Annotated in this window: 14 protein-coding genes and 1 tRNA gene; 9 read left to right on the forward strand and 6 right to left on the reverse strand. The window is 65.4% G+C overall.

Features of this window, described 5'->3' with window-relative positions; translation table 11 throughout:
* From hutI to EEB18_RS18010, 8 genes are all read left to right on the forward strand, one after another.
* Positions 1-1,188, forward strand: a complete 1,188-nt coding sequence (hutI, locus tag EEB18_RS17975) for an imidazolonepropionase (RefSeq protein ID WP_187139800.1) — start codon at positions 1-3, stop codon at positions 1,186-1,188.
* Positions 1,179-2,699 carry a histidine ammonia-lyase gene (gene hutH, locus EEB18_RS17980; protein WP_187139801.1) on the forward strand — a complete coding sequence of 507 codons (1,521 nt, stop codon included), beginning with the start codon at positions 1,179-1,181 and terminating at the stop codon, positions 2,697-2,699. Before hutI ends, hutH begins: the two co-directional genes overlap by 10 nt.
* A complete protein-coding gene (hutG, locus tag EEB18_RS17985; protein WP_187139802.1) occupies positions 2,696-3,499 on the forward strand; it encodes an N-formylglutamate deformylase in 804 nt (267 codons plus the stop codon). The genes hutH and hutG overlap by 4 nt, the downstream gene beginning before the upstream one ends.
* Positions 3,496-5,157, forward strand: coding sequence for a urocanate hydratase (gene hutU, locus EEB18_RS17990; RefSeq protein WP_187139803.1), 1,662 nt, complete (start codon positions 3,496-3,498; stop codon positions 5,155-5,157). Before hutG ends, hutU begins: the two co-directional genes overlap by 4 nt.
* Positions 5,158-5,265: 108 nt before the next feature.
* Positions 5,266-5,907, forward strand: coding sequence for a PepSY-associated TM helix domain-containing protein (locus tag EEB18_RS17995; RefSeq protein ID WP_187139804.1), 642 nt, complete (start codon positions 5,266-5,268; stop codon positions 5,905-5,907).
* Positions 5,908-5,918: 11 nt separating this feature from the next.
* Positions 5,919-6,443 carry a DUF2271 domain-containing protein gene (locus tag EEB18_RS18000; RefSeq protein WP_187139805.1) on the forward strand — a complete coding sequence of 175 codons (525 nt, stop codon included), beginning with the start codon at positions 5,919-5,921 and terminating at the stop codon, positions 6,441-6,443.
* Between the two features lie 20 nt (positions 6,444-6,463).
* On the forward strand, positions 6,464-7,303 hold the full coding sequence (locus EEB18_RS18005) for a DUF4198 domain-containing protein (RefSeq protein ID WP_187139806.1): 840 nt from the start codon (positions 6,464-6,466) through the stop codon (positions 7,301-7,303).
* A gap of 92 nt (positions 7,304-7,395) precedes the next feature.
* Positions 7,396-8,259: an FAD:protein FMN transferase gene (locus EEB18_RS18010; RefSeq protein WP_262407991.1), complete on the forward strand. Its 864-nt coding sequence runs from the start codon at positions 7,396-7,398 to the stop codon at positions 8,257-8,259.
* Here the strand turns inward: EEB18_RS18010 and EEB18_RS18015 are convergent.
* From EEB18_RS18015 to EEB18_RS18035, 5 genes are all read right to left on the reverse strand, one after another.
* Positions 8,256-8,939 (reverse strand): Fe2+-dependent dioxygenase, encoded by a 684-nt coding sequence (locus EEB18_RS18015; RefSeq protein WP_187139807.1) that lies wholly within the window; start codon positions 8,937-8,939, stop codon positions 8,256-8,258. The genes EEB18_RS18010 and EEB18_RS18015 overlap by 4 nt on opposite strands.
* A gap of 70 nt (positions 8,940-9,009) precedes the next feature.
* Positions 9,010-9,774 carry a tetratricopeptide repeat protein gene (locus EEB18_RS18020; protein WP_187139808.1) on the reverse strand — a complete coding sequence of 255 codons (765 nt, stop codon included), beginning with the start codon at positions 9,772-9,774 and terminating at the stop codon, positions 9,010-9,012.
* A gap of 9 nt (positions 9,775-9,783) precedes the next feature.
* Entirely contained in the window at positions 9,784-12,207 is a 2,424-nt protein-coding gene (locus tag EEB18_RS18025) for a TonB-dependent receptor (RefSeq protein ID WP_262407992.1), read from the reverse strand.
* Between the two features lie 191 nt (positions 12,208-12,398).
* Positions 12,399-13,145: an energy transducer TonB gene (locus EEB18_RS18030; RefSeq protein ID WP_187139810.1), complete on the reverse strand. Its 747-nt coding sequence runs from the start codon at positions 13,143-13,145 to the stop codon at positions 12,399-12,401.
* Between the two features lie 19 nt (positions 13,146-13,164).
* On the reverse strand, positions 13,165-14,034 hold the full coding sequence (locus EEB18_RS18035) for an alpha/beta fold hydrolase (protein ID WP_187139811.1): 870 nt from the start codon (positions 14,032-14,034) through the stop codon (positions 13,165-13,167).
* A 100-nt stretch (positions 14,035-14,134) separates the two neighbouring features.
* Here EEB18_RS18035 and EEB18_RS18040 point away from each other — a divergent pair, with 100 nt between their 5' ends.
* A complete protein-coding gene (locus EEB18_RS18040) occupies positions 14,135-14,926 on the forward strand; it encodes an SDR family oxidoreductase (protein WP_187139812.1) in 792 nt (263 codons plus the stop codon).
* Between the two features lie 60 nt (positions 14,927-14,986).
* Here EEB18_RS18040 and EEB18_RS18045 read toward each other — a convergent pair.
* Positions 14,987-15,061 (reverse strand) — tRNA-Val (locus EEB18_RS18045).
* Positions 15,062-15,100: the final 39 nt, after the last annotated feature.

The raw sequence follows: 15,100 nt of genomic DNA on the forward strand, positions 1-15,100 counted from the left end.
ATGGATCGACTCTGGACCAATGCCCGAATCGCGACGCTGACCGGTGACGGGCTGGGCCTGATCGAGCGCGGCGCGATAGCGGTCCGCGATGGACGGATCGCCTGGGTCGGCGACGTGGCGGATGTCCCCGAAGCGGCGGAGGTCATCGATTGCGAAGGCCGGCTGATCACCCCGGGGTTGATCGATTGTCATACGCATTTGGTCCACGGCGGGAGCCGCGCCAATGAATGGGCGATGCGCCTCGAAGGCGCGACCTACGAAGAAATCGCGCGCGCGGGCGGCGGCATCGTGTCGACGATGCGCGCGACGCAGGCGATGGACGGGGCGGCGCTGGTCGAAAGCGCCCTGCCACGGCTCGACGCGCTGATCGCCGAGGGGGTGACGACGATCGAGATCAAGTCGGGCTATGGCCTCACCCTCGACGATGAGATCAAGATGCTGCGCGCGGCGCGGGCGCTGGGCAAGGTGCGGAACGTCCGCGTCGCCGCGACCTTGCTCGCGGCGCACGCGGTCCCGCCAGAGTATAAGGGCAACGCCGACGCCTATGTCGACCTGGTCTGCGAGCAGATCATTCCGGCATCGGTCGGACTGGCCGATGCGATCGATGGCTTCTGCGAAGGTATCGGCTTTTCGCCCGAGCAGATCGCGCGGGTGTTCGACGCCGCCAAAGCTGCGGGGCTGCCCGTCAAGCTCCATGCCGAGCAATTGTCGCATCTCGGAGGCGCCAGTCTTGCCGCCTCCTACCGCGCGCTGTCGGCCGACCATCTCGAACATATCGACGCGGCCGACATTGCCGCGATGGCCGAGGCAGGGACGGTGGCGGTGCTGTTGCCCGGCGCCTATTATTTCATGCGCGAGACCCGGAAACCACCGGTCGCTGGGCTGCGCGACGCTGGGGTGCCGATCGCGCTCGCCACCGACTGCAACCCCGGCACCTCGCCGACGACCTCGCTGTTGCTGATGCTCAACATGGGTGCCACCTTGTTCGGCCTGTCGGTTGGCGAATGTGTGCGCGCGGTGACAATCAACGCCGCCAGGGCGCTCGGCCTGCAAGGCGAAATCGGCACGCTCGAATCCGGCAAGGCCGCCGACCTCGCGATCTGGAATATCACCGAACCCGCCGAGCTCGTTTACCGCATCGGCTTCAACCCGCTTCACGCACGCATCAAGGACGGACAATGCAACTGAACCCCGGATCGGTCAGCTTCGCCGAATGGCGCAAGGTCTATCAGGGCGGATCCGTTCGCCTCTCGCCCGATTGCCGTCCTGCCATCGCCGAAAGCGCCGCCTCGGTCGAACGCATCCTCGCGCGCGGCGAAGCCGTTTATGGGATCAACACCGGCTTCGGAAAACTCGCGGCCGTCCGGATCGAGAGCGCCGACCTCGAAACGCTCCAGCGCAATATCGTGCTCAGTCACGCCGCCGGTGTCGGCGCGCCGATGCCGGTGCCGATCGCGCGGTTGATGATGGCGCTCAAGCTCGCCAGCCTCGCGCGCGGCGCATCGGGTGTGCGCCCGGCAACGATCGCGACGCTTGAGGCGATGCTCGACAAGGGGCTGATTCCCGTCATTCCCGCGCAGGGCTCGGTCGGCGCCTCGGGCGACCTCGCGCCGCTGTCGCATATGGCGGCGGCGATGATCGGAGAGGGCGAAATCTTCGTTGATGGCGCACGCGTTCCGGCCGCTGTGGCGCTCGCCGATGTCGGACTCGATCCGCTGGTCCTCGGTCCCAAGGAAGGCCTTGCGCTCCTCAACGGCACGCAATTCTCGACCGCCTATGCGCTGGCGGGATTGTTCGAGGCCGAGCGACTGTACCGCAGCGCGCTCGTCACCGGAATCCTCTCGACCGAGGCCGCCAAGGGATCGGACACGCCCTTCGATCCACGCATCCACGCGCTGCGCGGGCATCGCGGGCAGATCGAGACCGCCGAGGCGCTCGCCGCGCTGATGGAGGGTTCCGAAATCCGCGCGAGCCATATCCTCGGCGATGTGCGCGTGCAGGACCCCTATTGCCTGCGCTGCCAGCCACAGGTGATGGGCGCGGTGCTCGATCTGCTGCGTCAGGCGGCGACGACCTTGCTCATCGAAGCGAACGGCGTATCGGACAATCCGCTCATCTTCCCGGAAACCGACGAAGCGCTGTCGGGCGGTAATTTCCACGCCGAGCCCGTCGCCTTCGCCGCCGACATGATCGCGCTGGCGCTGTGCGAGATCGGCAGCCTGTCCGAACGGCGCACCGCGATGCTCGTCGACCCGGCCTTGTCGGGGCTGCCAGCCTTCCTCGTCGCGAGGCCGGGGCTCAATTCGGGCTTCATGATCCCGCAGGTGACCGCTGCGGCTTTGGTGTCGGAAAACAAGCAGCGCGCCTATCCGGCGAGCGTCGATTCGATCCCGACCTCGGCGAACCAGGAGGATCATGTGTCGATGGCGGCGCACGGCGCGCGACGGCTGATCGAGATGGCGGCGAATGTCGACGCGGTGCTGGCGATCGAATTGCTCGCGGCGGGGCAAGGCTGCGATTTCCATGGCGGCCTGAAATCGAGCGCAGCCGTAGAACGCGCTCGCGCCGCGCTGCGCGCCGAAGTGCCGACGCTCGACGAAGATCGCCATATGGCGCCTGATATCGAAGCCGCGAGCGTGATCGTGCGGTCGGGCAAGCTGGTCGATCTCGCCGGGGACCTGCCCGGCCTCGCGGCATGACCTGGCTGCGCGTCCAGCGCGGCGATGCGCCGCTGGTCATCGCCTTCCCGCATGGCGGGGCAGATCTCGCGGGCTTCGACGACCAGTTCGTTTCGCCTTGGCATGCGCGGATCGACACCGACTGGTGGATTGCCGATCTCTACGCCTTCGCCGCCGACCTCGGCGCGACCCTGATCGCGACCGATGTTTCCCGCAGCGTGATCGACATGAACCGCGATCCGTCGGGCGCGTCGCTCTATCCGGGGCAGGCGACCACCGAGCTGTGCCCGACGACCACCTTTGACGGCGAGCCGCTCTACCGCTTCGGTCAACCGGACGAAGCCGAGATCATGCAGCGGCTCAACCTCTATCACCGCCCCTATCATGAGACGCTGGCCGCCGAACTCGAGCGGTTGAGAGCGGCGCATGGCCGGGTCGTCCTCTACGACGCGCATTCGATCCGCAGCCATGTCCCGCGCCTGTTCGACGGCGAGCTGCCGCAGTTCAACATCGGCACCAACGGCGGCACGGCTTGCGCCCCCGAACTCGAGACCGTCGTCGCCAATATCTGCGCCGCGAGCGGCCACAGCCATGTCGTCAACGGGCGCTTCAAGGGCGGGTGGACGACGCGCCACTATGGTCGCCCCGACGACGGCGTGCATGCGATCCAGATGGAGCTGGCGCAGCGCGGCTATATGGCCGAGCCCGATGCAATCACGCCCGTCAACTGGCCATCACCGCTCGACCCCGGCCCCGCGATCCGGCCCGTGCTGGAGCAAGTGATCGCCGCAACCCTCGATTTTGCGAAAGGACGTTCATGACCCGTCTCGACAACAGCCGCGTGATCCGCCCGGCGACCGGCCCCGAGATCAGCGCCAAGAGCTGGCTCACCGAGGCGCCGCTGCGCATGCTGATGAACAATCTCCATCCCGATGTCGCCGAGGCACCGCACGAGCTCGTCGTCTATGGCGGTATCGGCCGCGCCGCGCGCGACTGGGAAAGCTATGACCGGATCGTCGAGGCATTGCGTCGCCTGAACGACGACGAGACGCTGCTGATCCAGTCGGGCAAGCCCGTCGGCGTCTTCCGCACCCACGAAAACGCCCCGCGTGTGCTGCTCGCCAATTCGAACCTCGTCCCCGAATGGGCGAATTGGGAGCATTTCCACGAGCTCGATAAAAAGGGCCTGATGATGTACGGCCAGATGACCGCCGGCAGCTGGATCTACATCGGCAGCCAGGGCATCGTGCAGGGCACCTACGAAACCTTCGTCGAGATGGGCCGCCAGCATTATGGCGGCAGTCTTGAGGGCCGCTGGCTGCTCACCGCCGGGCTTGGCGGCATGGGCGGCGCGCAGCCGCTCGCCGCGGTGATGGCGGGCGCGTCCTGCCTCGCGATCGAATGCCAGCCGAGCCGCATCGAGATGCGCCTGCGCACCGGCTATCTCGACAAGCAGGCATCGAGCATCGACGAGGCGATCGCGATGATCGAGGCAGCCCATGCCGAGGGCAAGGCGATTTCGGTCGGCCTGCTCGGCAACGCCGCCGAAATCCTGCCCGAAATGGTCCGCCGCGGCATCCGCCCCGACCTGCTCACCGACCAGACCTCGGCGCACGATCCGGTCAACGGCTATCTGCCCGCCGGCTGGAGCCTCGACGAATGGTTCGCCAAGCGCGAGAGCGATCCCGCTTCGGTTGCGAAGGCGGCCAAGGCGTCGATGGCGGTGCATGTCCGCGCAATGCTCGACCTGCAGGCGGCGGGCGTGCCGACGACCGATTATGGCAACAACATCCGCCAGGTGGCGAAGGACGAGGGGGTGGAGAATGCCTTCGACTTTCCGGGCTTCGTCCCCGCCTATGTCCGGCCGCTCTTCTGCCGCGGCATCGGTCCGTTCCGCTGGGTGGCGCTGTCGGGCGATCCGGAGGATATCTACAAGACCGACGCCAAGGTGAAGGAACTGCTTCCCGACAATACCCACCTCCACAACTGGCTCGACATGGCGCGCGAAAAGATTCAGTTTCAGGGTTTGCCGGCGCGCATCTGCTGGGTTGGGCTAGGCGACCGCCACCGGCTCGGCCTCGCGTTCAACGAAATGGTCGCGTCGGGCGAACTCAAGGCGCCCGTGGTGATCGGCCGCGACCATCTCGATTCGGGATCGGTCGCCAGCCCGAACCGCGAGACCGAGGCGATGAAGGATGGCTCAGACGCCGTGTCCGACTGGCCCTTGCTCAATGCGCTCCTGAACACCGCGAGCGGCGCGACCTGGGTGTCGCTCCACCATGGCGGCGGGGTCGGCATGGGCTATTCCCAGCACAGCGGCATGGTGATCGTCGCCGACGGAACACCCGAAGCGGCGAAGCGACTGGAGCGCGTGCTGTGGAACGACCCGGGTACCGGCGTCATGCGCCATGCCGACGCGGGCTACGACATCGCGATCGACTGCGCGCGCGAGAAGGGGCTGGATCTGCCAAGCCTGTGACGGGGGCTTTGTAACAAAGCATGACGCGCCCGATATGCGGGATTATTTGTTGTAATTGAGAATCGTTCTCGATAGTGGCGGCGCAACGCCTCCTTTCAGAACGATTTCATGCACGCACCCTCTCCCTCGCGCCCGGCCACCAAGAAGAGCCGCAAGACCTTCTGGTTGAAGCAGCTGCATATGTGGCATTGGATGAGCTCGGCGATCAGCCTGATCGGGCTGGTATTGTTCGCGGTCACCGGTTTCACGCTGAACCATGCCGCCGACATCGAGGGGGCGCCCGTTGTCACCGAAAAGACCGCGCAGATCCCGCCGACGCTGCTCGCGCAATTGGCCCAGGCCGACCCCGCCGATGCCAAGGGACCGCTTCCCAAGCCCGTCGCCGCATGGGTCGAGGCGAATTTCCCGGTCAAGGCCGGCGAGGCCGAATGGGCGCCCGAGAACGTCTATCTGCCCGCACCGCGGCCTGGTGGAGACGCCTGGGTCGACATTGATCGGGCGACCGGCGAAGTCACCGGAGAGGTCACCGACCGCGGCTGGATTTCCTATCTCAACGATCTTCACAAGGGTCGCAATTCGGGCGGCGAGTGGAGCCTGTTCATCGACATCTTCGCCTTCGCCTGCCTGGTCTTCGGGATCACCGGCCTGTTCCTGCTGTGGCTTCATTCGGCCAAGCGCAAGAGCACCTGGCCGCTCGTCGGCGCCGGGCTCGCGATCCCGGCCGCCATTGCCATCGTCTTCATTCACTAGGGAGTTTGTCCATGCAGCCAGCCACGCGTACGATCCTGATCGGGGGAACGCTGAGCGCCGCACTCGCCGTGCCGGTGCTCGCCGCCGCGCCCGCGACGATGGACGTCACTATTACCATTCCGCAGCTCAAGGTTGCCGAATATCACAAGCCCTATGTCGCCTTCTGGGTCGAGAAAGCAGGCGCCCCGGCGAAGACCGTCGCGGTCTGGTACGACCATGACATGAAGGCGAACGAAGGCACCAAATGGCTGCGCGACGTGCGCCAGTGGTGGCGTGCCTCGGGCCGCTCGATGACATTTCCAGCCAACGGCATTACCGGCGCGACGCGTGCGCCGGGCACTCACAAGATCAGCTTCAGCCGTGCCCAGCTCGGCGCGCTCGCGGCGGGCGAATATGTGCTCGTCGTTGAGGCGGCACGCGAAGTCGGCGGCCGCGAATTGCTGCGTATTCCCTTCACCTGGCCGGGCAAGGCCGGGGCCGGCGGGCGCGCCGCGGGCAAGACCGAATTGGGGACCGTTTCGGTCGCCTTCCGCTGATCAATCGAAAGGGCAGGACGATGAAAAAGCAGCTTTGGGGTTTTGCGGCGGGCGCCGTGCTCGCGGCGATGATCGCGGTTCCGGCGAGCGCACACCGCCAGTGGATGATGCCGTCGTCGACGGTGCTGTCAGGCGACGACGTCTGGGTGACGGTCGACGCCGCGGTGTCGAACGACCTCTTTTATTTCGAGCATCAGCCGATGCGCCTCGACGCATTGAAGGCCTGGGCGCCCGACGGCAGCGAGGCGACGATCGAGAATAAGGCCACCGGTCGCTATCGCAGCACTTTTGATGTCCACCTGACGCAAAAGGGCACCTGGCGGATCGCCTCGGTCGTCGACGGCGTGATGGGCAGCTATGACCTGAACGGCAAGACCGAGCGCCTGCCGCGCGGCACGACGACCGCCAACCTCGCCGAAAAGATCCCTGCGGGCGCGACCAATGTGCGCACCGCCGAATCGAACAACCGCAACGAAATCTTCGTGACGGTCGGCGAGCCGACGAACACGCTGTTCAAGCCGACCGGCAAGGGCATCGAGCTGGTTCCTGTGACACATCCGAACGACCTGATCGCGGGCGAAGCCTTTACCTTTCAGTTCCTGCTCGACGGCAAGCCGACCGCCGACCTGCCGGTCACCGTCATCCCGGGCGGCATCCGCTATCGCGACCAGCTCGGCCAGATCGACACCAGGACGGGTGCCGATGGCAAGGTCGAGCTGACACTCCCCGAAGCCGGCATGTACTGGGTGAATGTTACCACGCCGCAGGTCGAGGGTGAGGGTGAAGGCCCGCCGCCCGCCGATGCGCCGCCGCGTCGTCGCGCCAGCTATGTCACGACGCTGGAAGTGCTGGCGCCCTGACCGATCGCATCCTGATCCCCCGCGCGCTCACGCCAGCCGCTTTTGCCGGGCGCGACGCCGGGGCGATCGTCGAAACCTTCGCCGGCGAAACGATGGGGACCAGCTGGTCCCTGCAAGCCGTTGCGCCGCCCGCCGGGACGGGTGGGGGTGTCCAGGCCGCGCTCGATCGCGTCGTGGCGCAGATGAGCCAATGGCAAGCGGTTTCCGACCTCTCGCGCTTCAACCGCGCGCCGCCGGGTGAATGGCACGGCATTCCCGCCGAGTTCGCCGAGGTCGTGGCCGCAGGCATCGACATCGGAACCGCCAGCGGGGGCGCTTTCAGTCTCGCGATGGGTGAACTCAGCGAGGCGTGGGGCTTCGGTGCCGCCGGACCCGTCGACACGCTTCCCGACTTCATGGTGCCGAGCGACGGGGGTATCGATCTCGACCGTGATGCGCGGCGCATCCGTCGCAGCAAAGGCGCGCTGCTCGACCTGTCGGGCATCGCCAAGGGCTATGGCGTCGACCTTGCCGCCGATTGGCTGCTCGCCAACGGGGTACGCCATTTCCTGATCGAGGTTGGGGGAGAGTTGCGCGGCGAGGGGATTCGCCCCGACGGCCATCCCTGGTGGGTCGACGTGGAGGTGCCGCCTTCATGGGCCGGTGCCGGATGGCGCATCGCGCTCCACGACCTGTCGATCGCGACCTCGGGCGACTATCGCCGCGGGCTCGCGGTCGATGGCCAGCATTATTCGCACAGCTTCGATCCACGCACCGGCCGCCCGATCGCCAATGGCGTGCGGTCGGTGACGGTCGTGCATCGCCGTTGCATGATGGCCGACGGCTGGGCGACGGCGCTGACCGTGCTCGGCGCCGATGCGGCGATCGCGCTCGCCGACGAAAAGGAACTCGCCGCCTGTGTGCTGGCGAACGGGCGCGAATATGTGTCGCGCGCGTGGCGCGAGATGTTGGGCTAGCTGTCGGCCCAGTGCCGCAGCAGATTGTGATAAAGTCCGGTCAGTTCGATCACCGACCGGTCGGCTCCGCCCAACTGTCCGGTCAGCCGCTGTACCGATTGATCGAGATCCCACAGCATCCGCCGCGCCCCGGCGTCGCGCACCATCGACTGGAGCCAGAAGAAGGACGCCACGCGGGTGCCGCGCGTGACGGGCGTGACATGGTGCAGGCTCGACGACGGATAGACGACCGCGTGGCCGGCCGGCAGCTTGACCTGCTGTGAACCGAAAACATCCTCGATGGTGAGGACACCACCGTCATAAGCGTCAGGATCTTCGAGGAAGAGCGTCACCGACAGGTCGCTGCGCAAACGGAAGTCGGACCCGCGCTGGATGCGGATCGCATTGTCGACATGGGTGCCGAATGTCTGACCCTCGCCATAACGATTGAACAGCGGTGGATAGACTTTGAGCGGCAGCGCGGCGGAAAAGAACAAGGGGGAATTGCCCAGCGCCTTCAGGATGATCGCTGCGGCTTCGCGGGCCGCCGGACTGCCTTCGGCGAGCTGTTCGTTCTTCTTCGCCAGCGCCGATTGAGGGCCGGAGGTTGCATTTCCGTCGATCCAGTCCGCCGCATCGATGATCGCGCGGACGGCGGCGACGCCCTCGGCATCGAGAAGATTGGGGACGGAAATCATCATGGCCGGGTCCCTGAATCGCGTGGCGCGGGATAAGATGGATAAACGCTGCTGCCACAGCGGGGGTGGACAATCAAATCGTCGCGTCGCCGCTGGACTGGTTGCGGTTCAGTGCGGCGATGCCTTCCGATCGCAACCGTTCATCGCCCGATGCGGATAGCCATGCCTCCGCCTTGGTCATGAAGGCCGGTGTCGCGTTTTCTCCTACGCGCGCCAGCCACAACAGTGCATCATCGACGTCCCCGGCGCAGGCCAACATCCGGGCGTGATTGAACCGCCCGCGAAAATCGCCGCCTTCGGCCGCACGGCGATAATGATAGGCGGCGACCGCCATGTCGCGGTCGACGACCCAGCCATCCTCGTAAAAGCTGCCGACGAAGTTGATCGCCTTGGCGTTGCCCATCGCCGCCGCCTTCCGGAACAGCGCCAGCGCAGCCGGCTTGTCCTCGGCCACGCCCTGACCCAGCGCGAGCAGGGTGGCGTAATTATACAGGCCCCAGTCGAGCCCCTTGTCGGCGGCGATCCTGAACCATTCGGCGGCGCGCGCCTTGTCGATCGCAACGCCCCAGCCAAGGTCGTAACAACGGCCGATCATGTTGATCGCCATCGCATGGCCCTGTTCGGCGGCCTTGTGGAACCAGCCGATCGCCGCGCGCTGATCCTGCGCGATGCCACTGCCGTCGAGCAGCATCTGGCCGTAGAGCGCCTGTGCGTCGGCGAAACCGGCCTCGGCGGCCAGCTTTATGACGGCGGACCGCTCGACATTGTCGGGGGAAAGCAGCGCGGACAGTTCGTCCGCACTCATCGCTTTCAGCCGTTCAATGTCGAGCGTCGCCATCGGATCGGCCTAGTATTTGAAGTTCAGCGTCGCAATCGCCGAACGGCCCGGCGCGATACCGGCATAATGCGCCGTATAAGCCTGATTGAAATAGACCTTGTTGGTCAGGTTGTTGACGTTCACCGACAGGTCGAGCTGATCGTTGATCTTGTAGCCGACCCGCGCATCGAAGCGCCAGTAGCCGGGAATCGTGCGATAGACGACCTTGGTCGCCGGGTTCACGGTCACGACGCCCGCCGCATTTTGTGTCGCCGAACGATTGTCCGAATATCCGCCGAAGACGCGGCTGGTGTAGAAGGCGCCGCCGCCGATCGTCAGGCCTTTGGTGGGTTCGACATTGCTCCAGATGGTGAAGCTGTGCTTGGCGGTCTGCGGGAACTGCTTGCCGTTGTTGACCGAAGGAACCAGCACGGTCTTGGCAGCCTGTCCGGGAACGGCGGCGGCCGTCAACGCGGTAAAGCCGCCATCGACAATCTCCGCATCCAGATAGGAATAGCCGCCGAAGGCGGTCCAGCCCGGAATGATCGTGCCGTTGAAGCCGAGTTCGATACCCTTGATCTTGCGTTCGCCGATGAACTGGACGGTGTTGTTTTCACCGGTCACGCGGGCATTTTGGGTTTCCGTCTGGAAGGCCGCAGCCGTGAGTGACAGCCGCGAGCCGAACAGGTCGGCCTTGGCCCCGAATTCATAGGATTTCGTCTTCTCGACCTTGAGCGAGTTCAGCAGATCGACGGCCGCCTGGGTGTTCGTGGTCCCGAGGCTGTTCCCCTCCTGACCTTCGCCCAGCAAGCTGTTCGGCGGGGTCGCCGATGTCGCATAGGAGGCATAGAGGCTCACGTTCGCGACGGGTTTGTAGATTACGCCCGCCTGGTAGTTGACGATGTCGTCCTTGCGGCTCAGCGAGAATGTGCTCGTTGCCGTGGCGGCCTGGCCCGGCGTCACTTTCGATTTGAAGCTGTCGAACCGAAGGCCGAGGTTCACGATCAGCGCGTCGCCGATCGCCATCGAGTCGAAGGCATAGACCGACTTGGTCGTGCCGCCGTTGCGGGTTTCCTGGATCGGCAGCGTCTTCGTGATCGGTCCGATATCGGTGTACAGGCCGTTGGCATAATTCACCCACGGATCATTGGGATTCGGGTTGAAAAGACTGGTGCAGTTGAACGTCGCGACCTGCACATTGTTGCAAGCTGCGGCGTTTGCCGGCGGATTCGCGACCGGCGTCGCGAAATTGCGGGTCGTGACGTTGAAGCTGCCGCGGCGCGCTTTTTCCCACGACAGTTCGAGGCCGGTGGCAAAGCTGTGCTCGATCCCGCCCGTGCTGAACTTGCCGTAGAGGTCGGTCTGGTTGGTCAGGCTGTTGGTATAGCCATAGCGCGAGTTGGCACGGCGCCACACATAGCCGCCGCCGGCCGTGATGTTCGCAGGTGTCGCTGCGGCAGCGTTTCCAAACACATTGCCCTGCTGGTCGTCAGGCTGCGTGTAGATATAGGCCTGCGTATTGTGGTTGTAGCGCGACGTGTTGCGGAACTTGATGCCGTTGCCGAAATCATGATCGAAACGCAGCGTCAGCTGGTCGGTCTTGCTCTCGCGGAAATCGCGGTTGACCAGCCCGTAGAAGGTGTCGCGCGCGACGGTGCCCGTGGTGCCGTCGCGCGTCGTGCCGGTACCGATCAGCGGTTCGGAAAAGACGACGTCGCCAAGCGGCGCGTTGCCGATGGTGTAGAAATACGGAATGCCGCTGTCGGGAAGCTCGTCGGTATCGAGGTGGTAATAGGAGGCCGTCAGCTTCGTCGGACCTTCGACGCCGATCGTGATCGACGGCGCAACACCCCAGCGCTTCTGGAAGATCGCGTCGCGACCGGCGACATCCTGATCGTGCCACATGCCGTTGATGCGGACCGCGACGTTGCTGCCGATGACATAGTTCACGTCGCCGGTGACGCGCTTGTAATTGTCGGTGCCGACCGTGACCGAACCGCCGACGAAATTCTCGTTGCGCGGCATTTTCGACACGATGTTGAGCGAGCCGCCGGCGCTGCCGCGACCGCCCAGCGTCGAGTCCGAACCCCGCACGACCTGAATCTGTTCGACCGCGAATACTTCGCGGCTCTGCGCGCCGATGTCGCGCACGCCGTCGAGATAGGTGCTGCCCTGGCTGTCAAAACCGCGGATGAAGGGGCGGTCGCCGATCGGGTTTCCACCCTCTGCAGCGCCGAAGGTGATGCCGGGAACGGTGCGCAATGCCTCGACCAGCGTGGCCGAGCCGGTTTCCTTGATGACCTGCTTGTCGACGACGACGACCGAACGCGGCGTATCGAGCAGCGGCGCAACGGCCTTGGGCGTATCGACCTGCACCTGCTGGCCGTTGACGACGATCGTATCGCGGTCCTGTTCGCCGTCGGCTGACGAATCGTCGGCCAGATCGGCTGCCATGGCCGGCGCGGTGGCGATGAAGCCGACGCACGAGAGTGCGAGAAGCCTCGGGAGAGCCGCTGAATTGTTGGACATTGGAATATTTCCCCTTCGTTGCGAGGGGTCCGCTATTGAGAGTCGTTCGCACTGTCAATCCATATTGATAATCATTCTCATATTCGTTGCGGTTTCTGTTACAATCGGCGCGACGATCAGCGGCCTTCGAGCCACCAGCGCTGGCGCCAGCCATATTCGCTGGCGATCGCATCGCCGCGGGCGTTGGTCGCTGGCTGGAAGCGGAAGCGTTCCTCGATCAGGCCGCACGTGGTCGCGTCGAGCGACGCGTCGCCGCTCGATCGCGTGACGCGGCAACGGGTGACGCGACCGCTTGGTTCGATGGTGAAGCGGACTTCGACTTCACCGCCGATTTTGGCGCGGCGCGCCGCTTTGGGATAATCGCGGTCGGCGATCGCTCCGCTGCGCCACACCGGGCGCGTGCCGCCGCCGGTGCCGCTGCCCGATCCGCCCGCGCCGAAGCCGTCGCCGCGCCCGCCGGCGCCGCTGCCCGGACCCGCGACCGGCGCGGCCCCTGCCGATGCGTCGTTACCGCTTTCCGCTTTGGGCGCCGCTGCGACCGGGGGCGGCTTGACGGGCGGGATGATAGGCTTGGGCGCTTCGAGAGGCGCTGGCCTGGCTTGCCGGTTGGCGGCCGAAGCATCACCGGCGGGCGCGTTAGAGTTTTTGCTTTCGGGAGCCGCTCGCGGCTCGGGCGGGGGAACGGGCAGGGCGAAGGCTTGGATCGTCTCGCTCGCCTTGCGCACCACGGCGAAGTCGAGCCCACTGACCAGCCCGATACCGACCGTCAGTACGACGGCCAGCGCAGCGCCGCCTGCGATGGCGCGTTGCCGCGCCGGCAATTGCCCCGAATAGGTCATTTCGACGCCCAACCGCGCGCCCATGCGCGCAACCGGCGTCGGTTTAGAGGAAAGTGTCTAGCGTGGACATGAACCGGTCGAACTGGTCGTGGTGCAGCCAGTGGCCGGCGTTTTCGAATTCGATGACCTGCGCGGTCTTGAAATATTGGATGCGCCCGTCCTTTTCGGGGTTCGAGGCCCAGCTGTCGGCACCATAGAGAAGGAGCGTCGGGCACGTTATATTCGCCCACAGCTTGTGCAACTCCTCCTGCGGCATGTCGAAGATCGTCCAGATGTTCAGGTAATTGTCGAACTTCCAGCTCCAACTGCCATCCTCGTTGCGGCTCGCGCCCTGGATCGTCAGGTGGCGCGCCTGTTCCTCGGTCAGATAGGCATTTTCGGTCATCATCCGCGCCAGCGCCTCGTCGAGCGTGGCATAGCGCCTGGGCTGCCGCCCCGCCGCCTGACGCTTGTCGGCGATCCACTGGCGCATCCGTTCGTCGAACGGGGTCTTCGTGCGCTCCTCCTGTACCGCGGGCGAGGGACCGAGTCCTTCGATCGATACCAGTTTCCGGACCTTCTCCGGATAAAGGCCGGTGTAGCGTGTCGAAATATTGCCGCCCATCGAATGCGAAACGATCGTCACCGGGGCGAGGTCGAGCTGGTGGATCAATTGCGCGAGGTCGTAGACGAAGGCGCCGATCTCGTAATTGCCGTCGGGCGACCAGGCGCTGTCGCCATGACCGCGCAGGTCGGGCGCGATGACGTGATAGCGGTCGCACAATTTCTCGGCGACCCAGTCCCAACTGCGGCAATGGTCGCGCCCGCCATGGACCAGCAAAAGCGGGGGCGCATCCTGATTGCCCCAATCGGCATAATGCAGCTTCAGCCGCTGCGAGATGAAGCTGTTCGAAGTGGGGCCGCTTGCCATCATTTGATCCTTGCTGTCTTGTCGGGTTTCAAAAGGCCACCGATTCCATTCCGTCAACCCCATGCGGGCAGGAATGGCGGACAGGACAGGGAGAAGGAAGAGCATGAGCAGTTTTCGCGACAATCTGTTGGCGGGCAAGACGGCGTTCATCGCCGGCGGCACCAGCGGCATCAACCTGGGCATCGCCAAACGCTTTGCCCAACTCGGCGCCAAGGTCGCGGTCGCAGGCCGCGACCCCGACAAGGCACAGCGCGCGGCCGGTGAAATCGGCCATGACGCGATCGGCCTGTCGGCAGATGTGCGCGACTATGCGGCGATTCGCGATGTGATGGAGACCGTCGCCGACAAATTCGGGCCGATGGACATCGTCATTTCGGGCGCCGCGGGCAATTTCCTTGCCCCGGTGCTCGGCATGTCGGCGAACGCCTTCCGCACCGTGGTCGATATCGACCTCAACGGCACCTTCAACGTGTTCCGCGGTTGCCACGACCTGCTCAACCGACCCGGCGCGTCGCTGATCGCGATCACCGCGGGGCAGGCGATCAACGCCTCGGCGCTGCAGGCGCACGCCTGCGCCGCGAAGGGGGGGATCAACCAGCTGATCCGCGTCCTCGCGCTCGAATGGGGCCCCGAGGTGCGGGTGAACGGCATCTCGCCGGGGCCGATTGCGGGAACCGAGGGCATGGCGCGGCTCGCGCCCGACGCGGCGTCGCGCCAGTCGCATTTCGACCGCATCGCGATGAAGCGCTGGGGCGAGGTCGAGGAGGTCGCCGAATCGGCCGTGTTCCTGTGCAGCCCGGCTGCGGGCTATATCACCGGGACGATCCTCGACTGCGACGGGGGCAGCCAGATCGGCGACGCATCGCGCGGCGACCTGGCGCGTGGCATGGCGTAAACCGCGACGAACCTGGAAAGTAAAAACGCCGCCAACCCATTGGGGTAGCGGCGTTTTTAATGGTGGGCGTGGCAAGGATTGAACTTGCGACCCCTGCGATGTCAACACAGTGCTCTACCACTGAGCTACACGCCCATCCCTTGGGGTGACGCGCCCCCTAATAGGCCCCGCACC

This window comes from Sphingopyxis sp. OPL5, from assembly GCF_003797775.2.
GTDB lineage: Bacteria > Pseudomonadota > Alphaproteobacteria > Sphingomonadales > Sphingomonadaceae > Sphingopyxis.

What these genes read in the sequence shown, in the direction of transcription:
- hutI (WP_187139800.1), top strand. Translation starts at nt 1, where the DNA reads ATGGATCGACTCTGGACCAATGCCCGAATCGCGACGCTGACCGGTGAC.
- hutH (WP_187139801.1), top strand. Translation starts at nt 1,179, where the DNA reads ATGCAACTGAACCCCGGATCGGTCAGCTTCGCCGAATGGCGCAAGGTC.
- hutG (WP_187139802.1), top strand. Translation starts at nt 2,696, where the DNA reads ATGACCTGGCTGCGCGTCCAGCGCGGCGATGCGCCGCTGGTCATCGCC.
- hutU (WP_187139803.1), top strand. Translation starts at nt 3,496, where the DNA reads ATGACCCGTCTCGACAACAGCCGCGTGATCCGCCCGGCGACCGGCCCC.
- EEB18_RS17995 (WP_187139804.1), top strand. Translation starts at nt 5,266, where the DNA reads ATGCACGCACCCTCTCCCTCGCGCCCGGCCACCAAGAAGAGCCGCAAG.
- EEB18_RS18000 (WP_187139805.1), top strand. Translation starts at nt 5,919, where the DNA reads ATGCAGCCAGCCACGCGTACGATCCTGATCGGGGGAACGCTGAGCGCC.
- EEB18_RS18005 (WP_187139806.1), top strand. Translation starts at nt 6,464, where the DNA reads ATGAAAAAGCAGCTTTGGGGTTTTGCGGCGGGCGCCGTGCTCGCGGCG.
- EEB18_RS18010 (WP_262407991.1), top strand. Translation starts at nt 7,396, where the DNA reads ATGGGGACCAGCTGGTCCCTGCAAGCCGTTGCGCCGCCCGCCGGGACG.
- EEB18_RS18015 (WP_187139807.1), bottom strand. Translation starts at nt 8,939, where the DNA reads ATGATGATTTCCGTCCCCAATCTTCTCGATGCCGAGGGCGTCGCCGCC.
- EEB18_RS18020 (WP_187139808.1), bottom strand. Translation starts at nt 9,774, where the DNA reads ATGGCGACGCTCGACATTGAACGGCTGAAAGCGATGAGTGCGGACGAA.
- EEB18_RS18025 (WP_262407992.1), bottom strand. Translation starts at nt 12,207, where the DNA reads ATGGCAGCCGATCTGGCCGACGATTCGTCAGCCGACGGCGAACAGGAC.
- EEB18_RS18030 (WP_187139810.1), bottom strand. Translation starts at nt 13,145, where the DNA reads ATGGGCGCGCGGTTGGGCGTCGAAATGACCTATTCGGGGCAATTGCCG.
- EEB18_RS18035 (WP_187139811.1), bottom strand. Translation starts at nt 14,034, where the DNA reads ATGATGGCAAGCGGCCCCACTTCGAACAGCTTCATCTCGCAGCGGCTG.
- EEB18_RS18040 (WP_187139812.1), top strand. Translation starts at nt 14,135, where the DNA reads ATGAGCAGTTTTCGCGACAATCTGTTGGCGGGCAAGACGGCGTTCATC.